This is a genomic window from Micromonospora sp. NPDC047812 (assembly GCF_040704175.1).
GTDB lineage: Bacteria > Actinomycetota > Actinomycetes > Mycobacteriales > Micromonosporaceae > Micromonospora.
In genome coordinates, this window is sequence record NZ_JBEYRY010000006.1 from 332,904 (window position 1) to 350,307 (window position 17,404).

The window sequence follows — 17,404 nt, forward strand, 5'->3', positions numbered from 1 at the left end:
GTCAGTTCTCCTCTGTCGTCGCCGCCGCGGCGAAGTCGGGATTGTTGGCGTACTCGGCCTTGACCGCGAGGTAGGCGAAGGCGTGCGTGACACCGGTCCGCAGCACCCCGTCGAAGACCTCACGGGCCTTCCCGACGTCACCCTCGTGGTAGTACCAGTTGCCCAGACCGTAACCCTGGGTGACGGTCTTCAGGTCGTTGCCGTCGCACATCGTCCACAGCTGCTCCGGGGTGATGTCTCCGGTGTAGAGCTGCATCCGGCCCTCGTACCCGACCAGGTGGTCCTCCTGGACCAGGGCGATCTTGCGGAACCGGTCGAGCACCTCCTCGGCCTCGGCCGGCCGGCCGAGTCGGCGCAGCGCCATGTACTGCCAGTCCTGCGACGCCACGATGCCCTCCTGGTGCCGCGAGGACTCCTCGGCGGCGCGGAAGCTGGGCAGGCAGCCCTCGAAGTCACCGCTCAGGTACTGGGCGACGCCGAGGTGGTACCAGATGCCGGCGTGCAGCGTCGTGTTGTACCGGCCGAGGGCCTCCGGGTCCTCGGCGGCCATGGTGTCGGTGAGGTGCTGCGGGCGCACCTGCTCGGGCCTGCCGAGGATCAGGCTGACGACGTCCTTCTCCACCTCGGGCTGGTACATCTCGTACTCGTCCTCGACGCCGGGCAGCTGGTCGGCCGCGGCGCGCAGGTCGGCGATGGCACCGGCGTAGTCGCCGGTCGAGATGCGTCGGTGCCCCCGGAAGCGCAGCAGCCGTGCGCTGCCCGGCTCCAGCTCGAGCGCCTCGGTCAGCAGTGCCACCGACTCGCCGTGCTTGTTGAGGTAGCCCTTGAGCCGGGCGGCGATGACATAGCGGTCGGTCAGCGGTACGGACGTCATGGGCCTGCCTTTCGTCGTCTTCGCGGATGGTGGCGGGGGCGCCGGGAGGTCGGCGTCCCCGCCACGGCCGTCAGCGGTCGAGCCAGATGTGCCGGTAGAAGCGGTACGTCGGTGTCGGGTCGCCCTGGTATCCCATGACGTCCTTCTGCACCACGTCGAAGTCCGCGTTCAGGAAGGTCATGGCCACCGGTCCGCGCTCGGCCAGGATCTTCTCGGCCTGCTGGTAGAGCGCGGCGCGCTTGTCCTTGTCCAGCTCCGAGCGGGCCTGCACGACGAGGCTCTCGTACTCCTTGTCGGACCAGTTGCCGTAGTTCAGGCCGCCGCCGGGGAGGAAGCTGGCGGTGAACCGCTCGTCCGGGTCGTAGGTCAGACCGAAGCCGGACTGGTACATGTCGAAGTCCGCGGACTTCGTCTTCGTGTCGGCGATGGTCGACTCGACCGACTCGATGGTCACCTTGATACCGATCTTGGCGAGCTGCTGCTGCTCCACCTCGGCCGAGCGCACCTGGAAGGCCGAGGTGGCGATGACCATGAGCTTGGCCTCGAAGCCGTTCGGGAACCCCGCCTCGGCCAGCAACGCCTTGGCCTTCTCGATGTCGGCCTTGCCGTAGATCGGCTCCTTGACCGCGCCGAACCGGTCCGGCGGCAGGTAACCCGCGTTGAGCGCGGTCCCGAAGCCGGAGTTGGCCACGTTGAGGATCTCCTGGCGGTCGAGCGCGAGGTAGATGGCCTGCCGGACCTTCACGTTGTCGTAGGGGGCCTTGGAGGTGTTGAGCCGCAGGTGCAGCGAGAGCGACCCGGATCCGCCGTACCACTTGAGCTTCTCGTCGCGCTTGAGCGCGTCGATGAACTCGGGCGCGGGACGCCAGAGGAAGTCGACGGTGCCACTGCGGACCGCCGCGGCGCGGGCGTTGTCGTCCGGGTTGAAGGTGAAGTCCATCCCGTCGAGGTAGGGAACGCCCTGCTCCCAGTACTGGGCGTGCTTGTCGAGCTTGATGGCCTGGCCGGTGACCCGCGAGGCCATCTTGAACGGGCCGCTGCCGCCGTCGACGCTGCCGTTGAGGCCGCCCGCCTCGGCCACCGTGCGGTCCACGATCGACGAGGCGGCGGTGGAGAGCAGGGTCAGGATGGCGGCGTTCGGCTTGGCCAGCTTCATCTCGACGGTACGCTCGTCGAGCGCCGTGACCGAGCTGATGCCCTCGTAGCTCCGGGCCCGTGGCGCCCGGGTCGCCGGGTCCTTGATCCGTTCGATCGAGTACTTCACGTCCGCCGCGGTCACCTTGCGCCCGCTGTGGAAGACCGCGTTGTCGCGCAGCTTGAACGTCACCGTCAGCCCGTCGGTGCTCTGCGTCCACGACTCCGCGATCGCCGGCTTGATCTCGCCCCGGTACGACTGCACCAGCGACTCGTAGATCTGCTCGTTGATGACGAAGGCCGAGGTTTCCGACATGCGGTGCGGGTCGAGTTCGTTGGCGTCCAGCCGGATCATGATCCGAAGTCGACCGCCGGGCTTCGGGGTGCCTGCCGGCTGCGACTCGTCCTGGAGGCGGACGCTGCCGCTCAGGCCGTCGTTGGAGCTGCTGCCGCTGTTCTTGGACGGAGGCTCACCGCCTCCGCAGCCGGCGGCGAGCGCCGAGACGACGCCCACTGCCAGCACCTTGGTCAAAACACGAGTTCGCATTGGTCTCCTTGGCTGGTGTCACGATCAGCACTTACAGGTCAGGCCGGCTTCCACGTCTGTCCGTAGACCCGGAGCCAGTTGCCGCCGAGGATCTTGGTCACGTCCGCGGGCGAGAAGCCGCCCTTCAGCAGCGCCTCGGTGAAGTTGGGGAAGTCCGCGGCGTCGTCCATCCCGATCGCCCGGCGCTCGGTCCAGCCGAAGTCACCGAGGAGGTTCTGGTGCTCCTTGGACTTCGACTGCGCGATGGACTCCAACTGCGCGATCCGCATCGGTTCGGTCCACGTCTCGTCGTAGTCGGTGGCGATCGCGACGTGGTCGATGCCGGCCACCTCCACCACGCGGCTGACGTGTTCGACGAAGCGGGCCAGATCCGGACGCCGGGACGGGGCCTCCGGGTAGTACAGGAACCCTGACAGGGTGGTGATACCCATGACGCCGCCCTGCTCGCCGAGGCTGCGCAGGTAGCCGTCGGACTTGGCCCGGATGTGCGGCGACATCGCGTCACAGAAGGAATGGGTGACGACGACCGGCTTGGCGGACGCCTCCATGGCGTCCAGGCCGGTGCGCTCGCCGCAGTGCGAGACGTCGACCAGGATGCCCAGCTCGTCCATCGCCTGGACGAAGCGGCGACCCCGGTGCGTCAGACCCGAGTCGTTCTCCTCGCCGCAGCCGGCGCCGAGCAGGTTCTGCCGTTGGTAGGTCAGCTGCAGGATGCGGACGCCGAGATCGTAGAAGGTGCCGAGCAGGTCGAGGTCGGCACCGATCATCTCGGTGTCCTGCGGACCGAAGATGACGGCTTCCTTGCCCTCGGCCTTGGCCCGCTCGATGTCGGCGACGGTCAGCGCGAGCAGCACGTCGTCGGAGTGCTCGTCGATCCACCTGCGGCACCGGTTCACCTCCCGCAGGGCGGTGAGCGTGTCCGCGTACGGCCGGGTGACCGTGTGGTTGACGGCGGTGACGCCGCCTCGCCGGATCCGGTCGAGGTGGGCGTCGCTGAGCTCGATGACCGTGCTCCCGTCCACCACGGTGGCGGCGGCGTGCAGCTCGGTCGCCTGGTTGGCGGGAATTTCCGTGACGGCAGTGTTCACATCATCTCCAGGATCATCGGAAGATGGTGAGACCCTACGAGGGCCGCCGGTTCATGTCCATAGATCCTGGCGAACTCGTCAAATTTTGGTGCCTGAGCGACGAATTTCGTCAGAATGATGGATGGTGAGCCACCGCACGGGAGCGTTATGGCGCAAATCGGACAGTTGCCTGCTGGACGTGGGAGTCTCCGGTTCCTGCGGGTCGAGACGGCGGGAGGGCCGCGCACCACGCCCCGCCCGGCGTCCGGCACGATCTCCCCGAGGCGGGGCTCCGCCGCGCAGCCGGGCGACCGTCGCACGGCGGGCGCGCCGTCACGGGAGGGATAGTGGGCCGTGGCCACCGAACGGATCGGGCCGCCGGTCACCGGGGACGAGCGCGAGATGCTGCGCGCCTTCCTCGACTACCACCGGGCGACCCTCGCGATGAAGTGCGACGGGCTGTCCGACGAGGACCTGCGCCGGCAGTCGATGCCCCCGTCCACGCTGTCGCTGCTCGGCCTGGTCCGGCACATGGCGGAGGTGGAGCGGGCCTGGTTCCGCCGGACCATCGACGGCCAGGACGTGCCGCTGGTCTGGTCGGACTCCGGCGACTTCCAGCCGTCGGCGCCTGAGCGCCCGGCGCCCGGCCACCGGCGCCGCCCGGCCGGCACCCGGGGCCGGTCGGGTCAGCCGCCGGTGCGCAGCGGCAGCCAGGCCAGCACGTCCTGGATCTTCGCGTCCCAGTACGCCCAGTCGTGCGTGCCGGGGGAGAAGTCCACGGTGAGCGGGACGCCGCGCTCGCGGGCCGCCGTGACGAAGGTGAGGTTGTCCTCGTACAGGAAGTCCTCGGTGCCGCAGGCGACGTAGAGCGCGGGCAGGTCGGCGCCCGTCGCCGCGTCGAGCAGGGCGACGGTGTCGTCGTCGGTGCCGGTCACCGTGCGCTCGCCGAAGACGGTGTGCCAGACGTCGGGGTCGAGGGGCGCGGTCGGATGACGGCGGCGGTTGACCACGTCGAGCGCCCCGGACAGGCTCGCCGCCGCGGCGAACCGGCCCGGGTCGCGCAGCGCCCACTTCAGCGCCCCGTAGCCGCCCATCGAGAGCCCGGCGACGAAGGTGTCCTCCCGCCGCGCCGAGAGCCGGAAGAACTCGTGGCACAGCCGGGGCAGCTCGTCGGTGAGGAAGGTCCAGTACCGGTTGCCGTGCTCCTCGTCGGTATAGAAGCTGCGCCCGACCTGGGGCATCACCACGGCCAGGCCGAGCGGCGCCACGTACCGCTCGATCGAGGTGCGGCGCAGCCAGATCGTGTCGTCGTCGGACAGCCCGTGCAGCAGGTAGAGCACGGGCGGTTCGCCCTGTCCGGCGCTGCCGGACATGCCGATCTGCGAGGTGGTTCGCTGGGGCAGGATCACCGTCATCGAGGTGCTGAGACCGAGCACCTCGGAGTGGAAGTCGACACGCGTCAGGGCCACGGTCGTCGACCGTAGCGGATCGTCAGGTCCAGTACAGGACCCGGCAGGCCGGCAGCCGGGCGGCCAGCTCGCGGTGGAACCAGGTGCGCAGCTCGGCCATGGTGTCGCGCGGGTAGACGTACTTCACCGCGCCGAACCTGCCGTACCTGCGGCTGCGGGCGGACTCGTCCATCTCCAGCCTCGTGCGCGGGTACCAGCCGAGCAGCACCTCCTTGCTGCCCGGGGTGAACCGGTGGGTGATCAGCTCGGCGGTCAGGTCGAGCTTGGGCACCCCGGCGACGGCGTCCGCGACCGCGTCGAGCAGCTCGCCGTAGTGCTCCCGCCAGCCGGGCAGCGGCATGATCGGCGCGACGGTCAACCCCACGGGGTAGCCGTCGAGGGCGAGCCGGCGCAGCGCCGCCAGCCGGTGCGCGACCGTGGCCGTGCCGCCCTCCATCCGCTCGCTGACCGGGCGGCAGTTGACGCTGAACCGCACGCGGGTGCGGCCGGCGTGCGGCAGCCCCACGAACGTGTCGACGTCGGCGTACTTGGTGGTCCAGCGCAGCTGCACCGGGGCGTCCCAGCCGGCGAAGTGCTCCACCGCCCGCCGCCAGCTGCCGGTGAGGTGCTCCAGGGCCAGCGGGTCCGTGTAGCAGGACGCCTCGAAGGTGGTGCCCTCGGCGGCCCGCCCGGCGTTGCGGCTGGTGACCGTGCCCCGTCCGGCGTAGTCGGCCAGGCCGGCGAGGATGTCGTCCAGGTCGGCGTACACCCGCGTCACCGGCGGCCCCGACAGCGAGCCGGCCAGGTAGCAGTACTGGCAGTGGGCCGGGCAGCCCTCCGCCAGGTCGAAGCGCCAGTCCGCGCTGGGCGCGATGGGTTGCAGCTTCCGGCGCGACGGCGGGCTGACCACGATCGCCATGGTCGCCTTCGCCCGCGCGTACGTCTCCCGCTCGGTGGCGCCGCGGACGCCGGTGAGCCGGTTGGCGCGCAGCCGCTCGACCTCGATGCCCAGGGCCTCGACCCGCCGGGCGATCCGTCGGCCGTGCGGGTGCTCCAGCGCGGCCGGCGTGGCGACCACCCGGCGCGGCGTCCACCGCCGCGCCGGCCGCGCCGCCGGGGCCAGCCCGGCCAGGTCGCGGGTCGGCACGCGCTCGCCGCTGGCGTCGTGCGGCGCGGGCGGTACGTCGACGGCCAGCGGCTCGTCGATGTCCACCGGCTCGGCCTCCGGCCTCATCCGCACCGGTTACCCGCCCCGCGCGCCGGCAACCCCGGAGCGGTCAGCCGCGCGTCGGCGCCCCGTCCGGCTCGGGTGTGGCCCCACCGGGTCGCGCCGCCGGCGCCAGGCGGGCGTCGAGGGCGTCGAGGTCGGGGACGAACCACACGTGGTCGGAGCGGTTCGACTCGTGGACGAGGGCGCGCAGGGCCGAACTGGCCGCGAGGTGCTCACCGATGTCGCCGACGACGACCAGGCGTAGCCGGTAGTTGACGAACTTCTGCATGATCTCACCGGCGAAGCGGGTGCCGAGGGCGAAGAAGGAGGCGTCGAGCCGGCTCGCCGGCACGGCCACCACCCGGGCGCCGAGGAAGGCCGAGCCGATCAGGTCCAGCGCGTCCTGCTCGGTGGTCACCGGCGGGCCGTCCGGGTCGCACACCAGCACCGGCACCCCGGCCCGCTCCTGGATGACGTCAGGCATCGCCGGCCTCCCCGGTGAGCAGGCCGTTGTCGCCGTCGAGCACGGCGTCGACCAGGTGCAGCACATCGGCGGTGGCCGAGGCGCCGCCCAGGATCACGATCTTCATGCGGTTCCGCTCCTCGTCGTGGACGGTCTGGATGCGCAGCGGGTGCGCGGGGTGGTGGTGGGTGCTGTTCGCCGCGGCCAGGACGAGCGTGGCCAGCCGGTCGGCCGCGGCCCGGTCGACGCCGTCGATCTGCACGATGCTCGACACCTCCACCGCCGCGCCGCCGACGGGACGGGCGGGTGCCGGCCGACCGGTCAGCGCGTCGAGGTCGGCGCGGGCGATCCGGTACTGCTTGCCGATCCGTACCGCCCTGAGCCGACCGGCGCGGATGTAGCCCCGCACGGTCCGCACGTGCAGGCCCAGCCGCACGGCCACCTGCTCGACCGAGTACATTTCCTCACTCATCGTTCCCCAATCTAGCCCCGAAGGGGAAGGATAGGGAAGTCATTGTGATGCAGGTGTCGCTCCCCTCCGCGCTGGTGCCGGCCCCCGCGCGGTCATGGGGCGCTCGCGTAGGCGGGCCCGCACCGCGTCGACGTAGGTGTCCCGGGAGGTCGGGCCGCCGAAGCGCAGCCGGTCGTACGGGGTGAACGCCGGCATCAGCGCGTCCAGTTCGTCGACCAGCGCGGACAGCCGCAGCGCCGTGCCGTCGTCGGCCGGGTCGGCGTCGAGGTCCGCCAGCGTTGCCCGGATGGTCGCCACCAGCTCGTCCTTGCGCCGGATCGTGGCCGGGGCGACCGATCGCAGGCAGACGTACCGGCCGCTGAGATAGGCGTCCCACTCCGCGGCGCCGGCGCCCTCCTCGGTCCAGTGGCCCGTGAACCACGCCTCCAGTGCGTCCGTCCCGCCGGCCTGCTCGGCGAGCGCGAACAGGTCCACGGGCACCATCTCCGCGCCGTCGGAGCGCAGATATCCCGGCAACGGAAGCCGCCGGTCGACCATCAGCCGGCGTACGTCGTCCGCGTCGCACCCCCGTGCCGCGCACAGCTCGTCGAGCACCGCGAACTGCGCGCTCACGTACGCGTCGTCCGCCTCCGTCATCGGATGGTCGCCGTTGACCTGCCAGTACCGTCGCGCCACCCACCGCCTGAGCCGCATCGGAGCCCTCTCCTGCCCGCGTCGTCGGGGCGCAACGGTAGTGGCCGGACGGTTCGGCGCCGGCCGAACGGAACGCGAATATCCATTGCGGCCACCGTCCCGGCCCGCCTACCGTCGTCGGCGCAAGGTCAACCGAACGACCAGGGAGTACGCCGTGTCGCAGCGCACCCGCACCGACGCCGTGTGGCCGACGCCGCGCGGCGGTGCCCCGCTGCCCACGGGCACACCAGCCTGCGGGCGGCGCCTCCCCGGACATGGGCCGCGACGAGGGTGGCGGCGCGTCTAGCGCCCGCGCGTACGCGCAGCCGCCCACCCCGCCGGGGGCCGGGCGGCTTTTTCGTCCACCCCGATCGCCGTCCACCTCCGTGCCGTCCACGCCCCGGCGACGTCACCCGTCCAACTCCACAGTGGAAGCATCGACCCGGTCGCCCCGCACATGGGCCGACCGGGAGCACGACCGTCACCGGGACGAGGGAGCTGGCTGACCCGCTCGCCTTGGGTGCGAGAGACACGGGGTTCGATTCCCCGGTCCCGGACGGCAGGGCAGGGCGTGCGGCCCTGCCCTGACACGGGCCGTCGGAGCATCGGGAGGCTCACCCGGTGCCCGACCGGCCCACCGCCGCACCCGTCGGGCCCCGCCTGGCGGGCCGGCCGCGCGCTGGGCGCGGAGAGGCCGTGCAGGCCACTCCCTCCGGGTTCGATCCCCGGGCGGTCGTCGATGCCTTCCGGTCCCGCCGCCACGGTGGCGACCAGCCGACGACACGAGGAGACGACGATGAGCTACACCCCGCTCGCGGGCACCCGCGCGCCGGTCCGGGTCTGGACCGACCCGTACGGCATCGAGCCGCAGGCCGCCCAGCAACTGCGCAACATCGGCGCGCTCCCGTGGGTGCAGGGCGTCGCGGTCATGCCCGACGTGCACTTCGGCAAGGGCGCCACGGTCGGCTCGGTCATCGCGATGCGGCAGGCCGTCTCGCCGGCGGCGGTCGGCGTCGACATCGGCTGCGGCATGTCCGCGGTGCGCACCTCGCTGACCGCCGCCGACCTCCCGGACGATCTGGCGGGGCTGCGCTCGGCGATCGAGGCCACGATCCCGGTCGGGTTCAACCAGCGGGAGAAGCCGGTCGACCCGCGCCGGGTCCGTGGCCTGGAGCAGGCCGGCTGGGACGACTTCTGGCGCCGGTTCGCCGACCTCGACCGGCGGGTGGCGCAGTTGGAGACGCGGGCCCAGCGGCAGATGGGCACGCTCGGCGGCGGCAACCACTTCATCGAGGTCTGCCTGGAGCAGGGCGGCGCCGACGAGGGGCGGGTGTGGCTGATGTTGCACTCCGGCTCCCGCAACATCGGCAAGGAGTTGGCGGAGCGGCACATCGCGGTCGCCCGGCGGCTGCCGCACAACACCGACCTGCCCGACCGCGACCTCGCGGTGTTCCTCGCCGGCACGCCGGAGATGGACGCCTACCGCCGGGACCTGTGGTGGGCGCAGGAGTACGCGCGGCGCAACCGGGCGGTCATGCTCGCCCTGCTCTGCGGGGTGGTACGGGAGCAGTTCCCGCACGTCGGCTACGACGAGCCGATCAGCTGCCACCACAACTACGTGGCGGAGGAGAGCTACGACGGCGTCGACGTGCTGGTCACCCGCAAGGGGGCGATCCGGGCCGGTCGGGGGGACCTGGGCATCATCCCGGGATCGATGGGCACCGGCTCGTACGTCGTGCGGGGCAAGGGGAACCCGGACGCGTACTGCTCCGCCTCGCACGGGGCGGGACGGCGGATGTCGCGGGCGCAGGCGAAGCGGACGTACAGCACCGCCGACCTGGCCGCGCAGACCGCCGGCGTGGAGTGCCGCAAGGACGCCGGGGTGGTCGACGAGATCCCGGGGGCGTACAAGGACATCACCCAGGTGATGGCGCAGCAGGAGGACCTGGTCGAGGTGGTGGCGCACCTCAAGCAGGTGGTCTGCGTGAAGGGATGACCGCCGACCGGCGCCCGGGAGGGGAGGGCGCCGGTCACCCACCCGACGGCCCGCGCGGTGCCGACCACGGCCGGTGGGGGATCCCCCCGTCCGGGTCGGGCCGCGATCGATACCCGTAGAGTCTCGCCGTGACCGAGATCGACGTACAGGTCGACCTGTTCCACCCGGCTAACCGGTTGTGGCACGCATTGACGGATCGCGCTCTGCTCGCCCGGTGGTTCACCGAGGTCGAGCCGATGGCCGGCTCGCGCGGCCGGCTGCTGCTGTTCACCGCCGACCTGCCCGGGTTCGACGCCGCCGTCGACGCGGAGGTGACCGACCGGCGGGAGCCGGAGCTGATCGTGTTGCGGTGCCTCGAGGGCGGCCGGCGCAGCCGGCTGGCCTGTGCCGTCACCCCCACCGCCGAGGGGTGCCGGCTGTCGGTCCGCGAGGTGCTGGAGCACGGCAGCTGGAGCGAGGAGCAGCGCGAGCAGCGCGAGGAGTCCTACCGGCAGGCGTTGACGGGACGCCTGCCGGCGATCCTCGACTGGCTGGCCTTCCGGCAGGTCGACCTGCGTCGGGGCGAGGCCGGGATGACCGCCGAGATGCCGGTGACCGAGGTGGTCGCCGACGAGCCGGCACCGGCCGGCCGCCGCCGCTGGCCGCTGCTGGTCGCGGGGCTGGCCGGCGTCGTGCTGGCCGCCGGCGCGGCGGTGTGGGCGGTCCTGCCCGCCGAGCCGGACCCGGTCGCCGGCCCGGTCGCGACGCCGTCGCCGACCGCCGCGGCCACCGCGAGCCGTACGCCGCGGGCGACCCCGTCGGCCCGCCCCACGCGCAGCGCCACGCCGACCCCGTCCCGCCCGAGCCGGACGCCGTCGGCGAGCCCCTCGACGACGCCCTCGCGTACGCCCACCTCGAACGCGCCGTCGGCCCCCGCCATGACCGCCCGCTACGAGACCGTGTCGACGCGCCTGCTCGGCTTCACCGGCGAGGTGGTCGTCGACAATCCCGGCAGCACGGTGGTGAACGGCTGGGCGGTGGTCGTCACGCTGGCCGAGGGCGGCACCCTGACCGACGTCAGCGGGGCGGACTGGCGGCAGGACGGGCAGGTCGTCACCTTCACCGGGCCGCCCGTGCCGGCCGGTCGCTCGCGGACCTTCACGTTCGTCGTGCGCGACGTCGACCAGCTCACCAGGGCGCCCGAGGACTGCTCGCTGGGCGACGACCCGTGCGCGGGTCTCTGACGCCGTCGCGGGTATCCGTGGCGCCGCGCCCGCGCTGTTAGGATGGGCACGAGTGATCGGGACAGGGAGACCAGACGTGGCGGGTGACGACGACATCTCCGGGTGAGACCGGAAGTGCCCGGCCAGCGGCAGGCGTTCGACCGCCGCCGTGGCCGCGGGCCGTCGTTTCCGAATCCCGTCCCCAGGGCGCCCCGCGCGCCCACGTCACACCAAGGGTTTCCGCATGTCCGATGCGTTCATCATCTGTTCTCGCCTCTCCTTCTCCTGGCCGGACGACACCCCGGTCTTCGAGGGCCTGTCCTTCACCGTGGGCGCCGGCCGCACCGGCCTCGTCGCGCCGAACGGCGCCGGCAAGACCACGCTGCTGAAGCTGATCGCCGGGGAGCACCGGCCCACCGGCGGCTCCGTGACCGTCGACGGGCTGCTCGGCTACCTGCCGCAGAGCCTTCCGCTGGCCGGCGACCTGACCGTGGCCGAGGTCATGGGGATCGCGCCGGTGCTCGGGGCGCTGCACGCCATCGAGTCCGGGGACGCCGACGAGAAGCACTTCACCACGATCGGCAACGACTGGGACATCGAGGAACGCACCCGCGCCCAACTGGACCGGCTCGGCCTCGATGACGTCTCCCTCGACCGGCCCCTGCACACCCTCAGCGGCGGTCAGGTCGTCTCCCTCGGCCTGGCGGCGCAACTGCTGCGGCGACCCGACGTCCTGCTCCTCGACGAGCCCACCAACAACCTGGACCTCGACGCCCGCCGCAAGCTGCACGCGGTGCTGGAGGACTGGAACGGGTGCCTGCTGCTGGTCAGCCACGACCGTGCGCTGCTGGACCGGATGGACCGCATCCTCGAACTCGACCGGAGCGAGGTCCGCTCCTACGGCGGCAACTACACGGCGTACGAGGAGGCGGTGCGCGCCGAGCGGGAGGTCGCGGAGAAGAACGTCCGCCACGCCGAGCAGGAGGTCAAGCGGGAGAAGCGGGAGATGCAGCAGGCGCGCGAGCGGGCCGAGCGCCGGGCCGGCAACGCCGCGCGCAACCTGAAGAGCGCCGGCCTGCCGAAGATCTTCGCCGGCACGATGAAGCGGGGCGCCCAGGAGTCGGCGGGCCGGTCGAACGAGACGCACGCCGCGCGGGTCGGCGACGCCAAGGCCCGGCTCGACGAGGCGGGCCGTGCCCTGCGCGAGGAGCAGCGCATCACGCTGGAGCTGCCCGGCACCAACCTTCCGGCCGGTCGCACGGTCTTCCACGGCGAGGCGATGCAGGTCCGCTACGGCGAGCGTGCCCTGTTCGCCGGTGACGGCGTGGACCTCACGATCCGGGGGCCGGAGCGGATCGCGCTCACCGGTCCGAACGGCGCCGGCAAGTCCACCCTGCTGCGCCTGGTCAGCGGCGACGTGCAGCCGGAGGGCGGTCGGATCAGGCGGGCCGACGGCCGGGTCGCGTACCTGTCCCAGCGGCTGGACCTGCTGGACCTCGACCGCACGGTGGCGGAGAGCCTGGCCGCGTACGCGCCCGCGATGCCGGAGGCGCAGCGGATGACCCTGCTCGCCCGCTTCCTGTTCCGGGGCGCCCGCGCCCACCTCCCGGTCGGGGCGCTCTCCGGCGGCGAGCGGCTCCGCGCCACCCTGGCCTGCGTGCTGTTCGCCGAACCGGCACCGCAGTTGCTCCTGCTCGACGAGCCGACCAACAACCTGGACCTGGTCAGCGTCGGCCAGTTGGAGAGCGCGCTCGACGCGTACGAGGGCGCGTTCGTCGTGGTCAGCCACGACGAACGGTTCCTCGCGGCGATCGGCGTGGACCGCTGGCTGCGCCTCGCCGACGGCCGGCTGCGGGAGACCGGCGCCCCCGCCGACGTCGCGTCGGAGTCGTGACCGGGGACGTCAGCCGATGCGGTACTGGTCGCCGTAGACGGCGAACACCAGCGGCGTGTCCAGGTTGAGGTTGCCGTTGTTGAGGAAGACCCGCTGCGCGGTGTCCACACGGGAGGTGTCCGAGTGGGCGGGTTCCTTCCTCATCTCGGCGACCCGCTCGTCGAGGAAGGCGTGCAGCCAGGTCCGCTCGTCGCCGCCCTGGGCCGGGGGCTTCGCCCGGGCCAGGGCGCGGCTGCGGATCGCGCGCATGCCCTCGTAGCCGTGCATCACGGCCGCGTCGTAGTAGGCGAACTGCCCGAGCGCCCGTACCCCGTCGGCCTTGCCGTCCCGGACGGACGGGTTGAAGTAGACGCGGTCCCGCTCGGCCTCCTGCGCGGCCCGGAACACCGGGTCGGCGGCGGCGGTGCGCCAGTCGCGGGGGAAGTACGGGTCGAGGCCGGCGTGCGAGTCGCTGCCGTTGACGGCGCGCAGCGCCGGCAGGTAGCCGGCCAGCACGTTGGCGGGCTTGGTCCGCGTGTACGCCTCCACCAGCTCGAGCATGTCGCCGGTGCCGGAGCAGAAGCCGATGATGCCGGCGGTGTAGCCCCGCCCGTCGCCGATGTCCTCGATGTAGGAGAACTGCGCGCGCCAGTCGAGCGAGGAGTTCTCCGCCGCCGACACGAGCTGCATGGCGACGTCCTTCTTGGCCGGGTCGTCGAGGGGCGCGCCGGCCGGGGCGGACGGGGTGGGCGGGGCGCCGCCGCCAGGCAGGGTCCACCGCTGGTTGGCGGTGCCGGCGCAGCTCCAGATCTGCAACCGGGCGCCGTTGGCCGTGCTCCAGTCCGTGACGTCGAGGCACTTGCCCGAGCCGGTGTTGACCAGCGTGCCGTTGCTGGCGGTCCACTTCTGCGCGCCGGTGCCGTTGCAGTCGTACAGCTGCACCTTGGCGCCGTCGGCGGTCGACGCGGCGGTGACGTCCAGGCACTTGCCGAGCGCGCGGACCGATCCGTCGGCGTTGCCGACCGTCCAGACCTGGGCCGCGGTGCCGTTGCAGTCCCAGAGCTGGATCGGCGTGCCGTTGGCCGGGTTGGCCCCGGCGACGTCGACGCACTTCCCGCCCAGGCCGGTGACCGGCCCCGCCGCCGCGGCGCTGGCCGAGGGCAGGCCGTAGCCGATCGCGGCGACGGTGACGGCGAGGGCCCCCGAGAGCTGGGCGACTGTCCGCTTGCGAGGCATGGCGCTCCTCGGGTGGGGTGGCGGCGCGCCGCCTCAGGTGGGTGGCCCCGCAGCCGGCATGGGACGTGCCGGACGGCCACCACGAGCTTCAGGAAACTGTATTAACAAATAGCAGTGCGTCGATTGGCTGTCAACGTCGGGGCCGGTCACCCCTGGGTGGGGTGCCCCGCGGCGTGGCACGATGCGGGGGAGGCCCGAGCAGGGGAGGCGGCAGTGTCCACACCGGTCACCGAGCTGAGTGAGCTGCGGCGTCGCCTGTCACGGGTGATCCTCGTCCATGTCGCGTTCTCGGTCGGGTTCGCGCTGCTCGCGGCGGGCGGCGTGTCGTCGCCCGCCGGGCGGGCGGGGGCGTTCGCCGTACCGTGGCTGGTGATCGGGGCCGCCGGCGCGCTCGGTGCGTCGCTCATCGCCGCCGCCGCGTGGCGACTGCGCGCGGGCCTCGCCGCGGGGCGGTGGCCGGGGAGCCGGTGGGCCCTGCGGTGGGAGGCGTCGGCCCGCCTGGGCATGGCGCTCGCGGCGGCGGTGGCGCTTGCCGCCGGTGTCGCCGTGGCGCCGGCCGGGTCGGAGCGCGGATTCGTGATCGGGGTGGATGCGGCCCTCGCCGGTGCGCTCGCGCTGTTCGCGCTGGCGGCCGGCGACGTCCGCCGGGCCGCCCGTTCGTCGGAGCGGACCGCCGCGTCGTCGGCCGGCTGAGCGCCGGCGCCGGGGCCGGTCCGCGCGGTGCGCCGAGGGGATGGGGGCGGTCTTCCCGGCGGCTGGCACGCCGCCCGCGGCTGCGCGCCGATCCGGTCCGTGCGGCGCGCGGCGGTGTTGCCGGTATGACGATTCCGTTATGCCGCATATCGGCGGCCTTCGCTCTAGCATTCACGTACATCGATGACTGGCGGTGGCACGCCGCCGGACAACCTCAGGGAGTGCGTGTATGTTCCGACGACAACTGCTGCACGCGGCGACCGCCGCGCTGGCGGCGGTGCTGGCCGCAACCGGAATGCAGGTCGCCACCGGCACGAGCGCGTCCGCCGCCGACCCGGGCGCGTCCGCCGCCCGGACCGTCTACTACGACGCGAGCCGCGCCGGCGAGTTCCGCACCAACTTCGACCAGGCCGCCGCCATCTGGAACAGCCAGGTCAGCAACGTCCAGCTGGTCGCCCGTACGCCGGGCAACGTCACCATCTACGTCGACAGCGGCTGGCCGCGCGCGCAGGTCACCAGCCTCGGCGCCGGCCGGGTCTGGATGGGCTGGACCGCCGTCAACCAGGGGTACAACCGCACCCGCATCGCCACCCACGAGCTCGGCCACATCCTCGGCCTGCCCGACCGGCGTACGGGACTCTGCTCCGACCTGATGTCGGGCAGCAGCGCGCCGGTCTCCTGCACCAACGCGTACCCGAGCGCCGCCGAGGCGTCCAGGGTGAACCAGCTCTTCGCCGGTGGTCTCGCCGCGGCGGAGGCGCCCACCGGCACGTTCACGTGGAACGACACCGACGACATCTCGCCGCAGGTGGTCAACGGCCGGCCGGCGAGCGAGAACTACCCGTGGATGGTGTACGTCTCCGGCTGCACCGGCACCCTGATCAAGGCCAACTGGGCGGTCACCGCCAAGCACTGCGGGACGCCCTCCTCGGTGCGGGTCGGCAGCATCAACCGCACCAGCGGCGGCACCGTCGTCTCGGTGATCCGGGCGGTCAGCCACCCGAGCGTCGACGTGAAGTTGCTCCAGCTCGGCAGCTCGGTCAGCTACGCCCCGGCGCCGATCCCGAGCACCTCCGGCGCGGTCGGCACCGCCACCCGGATCATCGGCTGGGGCCAGACCTGTGCCCCCCGGGGCTGCGGTAGCGCCCCCACCGTCGCGCACGAGCTGGACACCTCGATCGTCGCGGACAGCCGCTGCCTCGGCATCAACGGCCCGTACGAGATCTGCACCAACAACACCAACGGCAACGCGGGCGCCTGCTACGGCGACTCGGGCGGCCCGCAGGTGCGCCGGATCAACGGGGCGTGGGCCCTGATCGGCGCCACCAGCCGGGCCGGCAACAACAACTCCACCTGCGCCACCGGCCCGTCCATCTACGTGGACCTGCCGTCCATCCGGTCCTGGATCAACACCCAGGTCGGCGGCCTGCCGGTCTGACCCCACCCCGGTACGGGGGACGCCGCGCGCGGCGTCCCCCGTACGTCGTCGTCCCGGGGCGTCACGCGGCGAGCACCCGGAGTGCGGTACGGTGCCTGGCACATCGACCCCTTCCGAGGTGAACCATGCGTGTCGTGGCCGCGCTCGCCCTGACCCTGGCGCTCGCTCCCGCGCCGACGCCGACGGCCTCCGGCGGGCCGGTCGGTGACCTGCTCGACGGCGTCGGGCGGGTCGTCGACGACCTGCTCCAGGGGGGCGGGAAGGCCACCCCGGGCGCCTCCCCGACACCCGCGCCGTCCAGCTCGGCGGCCCCCGCCCCGTCCCCGGCCGGCCCGTCGGCCGCGCCGGCCGTCCCGGCGGCACCGGGCCGGTCCGCGTCCGCGCCCGCCGGCGACCGGCCTGCCGGGCGACCGGCCGAACGCGAGGCCGACGCGCCGCCCGGGCGGGGCGCCGCCCCCGAGGCCCCCTCGACGGTCGCGGCTGCACCGCGCGAGGACGGCGGGGGATCGGACCGGTGGCTGGTCTACGGCCTGGTGCTGGCGGGATTGGCGGTGCCGGTGCTGTTCGTCCTGCACCGGCGGCGCCGGCCCGCCGCTGCGGCTACCGGCCCGGCCGGGCCGGCCGGCCCACCGGTCCCCGCCCCCGTCACCGCCCTCGACCCCGATCCGGACGACGAACCCGTGGTCGACAACGTGACCCACCTGCCGACGGAACTGAACGCGATCTACGAACTCGGCCGACTCGACGAGCGGCTCAGTCAGGAGCGCAACCGCCGGCCCTGAGCGGGGCGGGCGGGCAGGGGCGGGCCAGCGCCCGGCATGGCGAAAGGGCCGGACCCCCGTGTGGGGTCCGGCCCTCCGTCGTCTTGGTGTGGGTGTTGTCGTCGGTCAGGCGGTGTAGCCGCGGGTGGCGATCCAGTCGGCGAGGTTGTCGACGCTCATCCGGTAGGAGGCCTGGTCGGGGTTGGCGGAGTCGGCGATGGTGACGGTCGCACCGTTGTCGCGGTAGCCGACGACGCTGATGTAGTGCCCGCCTTCGAAGGAGTGGGTGACTCCGTCGGTGTCGGTGGCGGTGCCGGC

General features: G+C 72.9%; 15 protein-coding genes, 1 tRNA gene and 2 pseudogenes. 8 read left to right on the top strand and 10 right to left on the bottom strand.

Features of this window, described 5'->3' with window-relative positions:
- Position 1: 1 nt before the first annotated feature.
- From AB0883_RS23410 to AB0883_RS23420, 3 genes are all read right to left on the bottom strand, one after another.
- Positions 2–874 (bottom strand): tetratricopeptide repeat protein, encoded by an 873-nt coding sequence (locus AB0883_RS23410; protein WP_366643339.1) that lies wholly within the window; start codon positions 872–874, stop codon positions 2–4.
- 70 nt (positions 875–944) lie between these two features.
- Positions 945–2,555 (bottom strand): ABC transporter substrate-binding protein, encoded by a 1,611-nt coding sequence (locus AB0883_RS23415; RefSeq protein ID WP_366643340.1) that lies wholly within the window; start codon positions 2,553–2,555, stop codon positions 945–947.
- 38 nt (positions 2,556–2,593) lie between these two features.
- Complete coding sequence (locus AB0883_RS23420; RefSeq protein WP_366643341.1) at positions 2,594–3,643, bottom strand: membrane dipeptidase; 1,050 nt, start codon at positions 3,641–3,643, stop codon at positions 2,594–2,596.
- 381 nt (positions 3,644–4,024) lie between these two features.
- Between AB0883_RS23420 and AB0883_RS23425 the strand changes: the two are divergent.
- Positions 4,025–4,246: pseudogene (locus AB0883_RS23425) on the top strand (DUF664 domain-containing protein); the annotation flags it as partial.
- Between the two features lie 62 nt (positions 4,247–4,308).
- On the opposite strand, the gene AB0883_RS23430 reads toward AB0883_RS23425, so the two are convergent.
- Genes AB0883_RS23430 through AB0883_RS23450 form a run of 5 tightly spaced genes read right to left on the bottom strand, consistent with a single transcriptional unit; the run spans position 4,309 to position 7,908 of the window.
- Positions 4,309–5,091: an alpha/beta hydrolase family protein gene (locus AB0883_RS23430; RefSeq protein WP_366643342.1), complete on the bottom strand. Its 783-nt coding sequence runs from the start codon at positions 5,089–5,091 to the stop codon at positions 4,309–4,311.
- A gap of 22 nt (positions 5,092–5,113) precedes the next feature.
- A complete protein-coding gene (locus tag AB0883_RS23435) occupies positions 5,114–6,304 on the bottom strand; it encodes a spore photoproduct lyase family protein (RefSeq protein ID WP_366643343.1) in 1,191 nt (396 codons plus the stop codon).
- Positions 6,305–6,347: 43 nt separating this feature from the next.
- The gene (locus tag AB0883_RS23440; protein WP_366643344.1) at positions 6,348–6,764 is read right to left on the bottom strand and encodes a DUF4180 domain-containing protein; all 417 of its coding nucleotides are present in this window, start codon (positions 6,762–6,764) and stop codon (positions 6,348–6,350) included.
- On the bottom strand, positions 6,757–7,215 hold the full coding sequence (locus AB0883_RS23445) for a helix-turn-helix domain-containing protein (RefSeq protein WP_366643345.1): 459 nt from the start codon (positions 7,213–7,215) through the stop codon (positions 6,757–6,759). Before AB0883_RS23445 ends, AB0883_RS23440 begins: the two co-directional genes overlap by 8 nt.
- A 39-nt stretch (positions 7,216–7,254) precedes the next feature.
- Entirely contained in the window at positions 7,255–7,908 is a 654-nt protein-coding gene (locus tag AB0883_RS23450; protein WP_366643346.1) for a DUF6058 family natural product biosynthesis protein, read from the bottom strand.
- A gap of 463 nt (positions 7,909–8,371) precedes the next feature.
- Here AB0883_RS23450 and AB0883_RS23455 point away from each other — a divergent pair.
- The 4 genes from AB0883_RS23455 to abc-f all read left to right on the top strand — a co-directional run bounded on the left by AB0883_RS23455 (position 8,372) and on the right by abc-f (position 12,979).
- Positions 8,372–8,444 (top strand) — tRNA-Pro (locus tag AB0883_RS23455).
- A 239-nt stretch (positions 8,445–8,683) separates the two neighbouring features.
- Positions 8,684–9,883: an RtcB family protein gene (locus AB0883_RS23460; protein ID WP_366643347.1), complete on the top strand. Its 1,200-nt coding sequence runs from the start codon at positions 8,684–8,686 to the stop codon at positions 9,881–9,883.
- 128 nt (positions 9,884–10,011) lie between these two features.
- The gene (locus AB0883_RS23465) at positions 10,012–11,106 is read left to right on the top strand and encodes an SRPBCC family protein (protein WP_366643348.1); all 1,095 of its coding nucleotides are present in this window, start codon (positions 10,012–10,014) and stop codon (positions 11,104–11,106) included.
- Positions 11,107–11,329: 223 nt separating this feature from the next.
- Entirely contained in the window at positions 11,330–12,979 is a 1,650-nt protein-coding gene (gene abc-f, locus AB0883_RS23470; RefSeq protein ID WP_366643349.1) for a ribosomal protection-like ABC-F family protein, read from the top strand.
- A 9-nt stretch (positions 12,980–12,988) separates the two neighbouring features.
- Here the strand turns inward: abc-f and AB0883_RS23475 are convergent, their stop codons facing one another.
- Positions 12,989–14,194: a chitosanase gene (locus AB0883_RS23475; protein ID WP_366643350.1), complete on the bottom strand. Its 1,206-nt coding sequence runs from the start codon at positions 14,192–14,194 to the stop codon at positions 12,989–12,991.
- 213 nt (positions 14,195–14,407) lie between these two features.
- On the opposite strand from AB0883_RS23475, the gene AB0883_RS23480 reads away from it, so the two are divergent.
- From AB0883_RS23480 to AB0883_RS23490, 3 genes are all read left to right on the top strand, one after another.
- Positions 14,408–14,887 (top strand): hypothetical protein, encoded by a 480-nt coding sequence (locus AB0883_RS23480; RefSeq protein WP_366643351.1) that lies wholly within the window; start codon positions 14,408–14,410, stop codon positions 14,885–14,887.
- 229 nt (positions 14,888–15,116) lie between these two features.
- Positions 15,117–16,325 (top strand): snapalysin family zinc-dependent metalloprotease, encoded by a 1,209-nt coding sequence (locus AB0883_RS23485; RefSeq protein WP_366643352.1) that lies wholly within the window; start codon positions 15,117–15,119, stop codon positions 16,323–16,325.
- Between the two features lie 125 nt (positions 16,326–16,450).
- Positions 16,451–17,107 carry a hypothetical protein gene (locus tag AB0883_RS23490; RefSeq protein ID WP_366643353.1) on the top strand — a complete coding sequence of 219 codons (657 nt, stop codon included), beginning with the start codon at positions 16,451–16,453 and terminating at the stop codon, positions 17,105–17,107.
- 105 nt (positions 17,108–17,212) lie between these two features.
- Here the strand turns inward: AB0883_RS23490 and AB0883_RS23495 are convergent.
- Positions 17,213–17,404 (bottom strand): annotated as a pseudogene (locus tag AB0883_RS23495) (phytochelatin synthase); the annotation flags it as partial.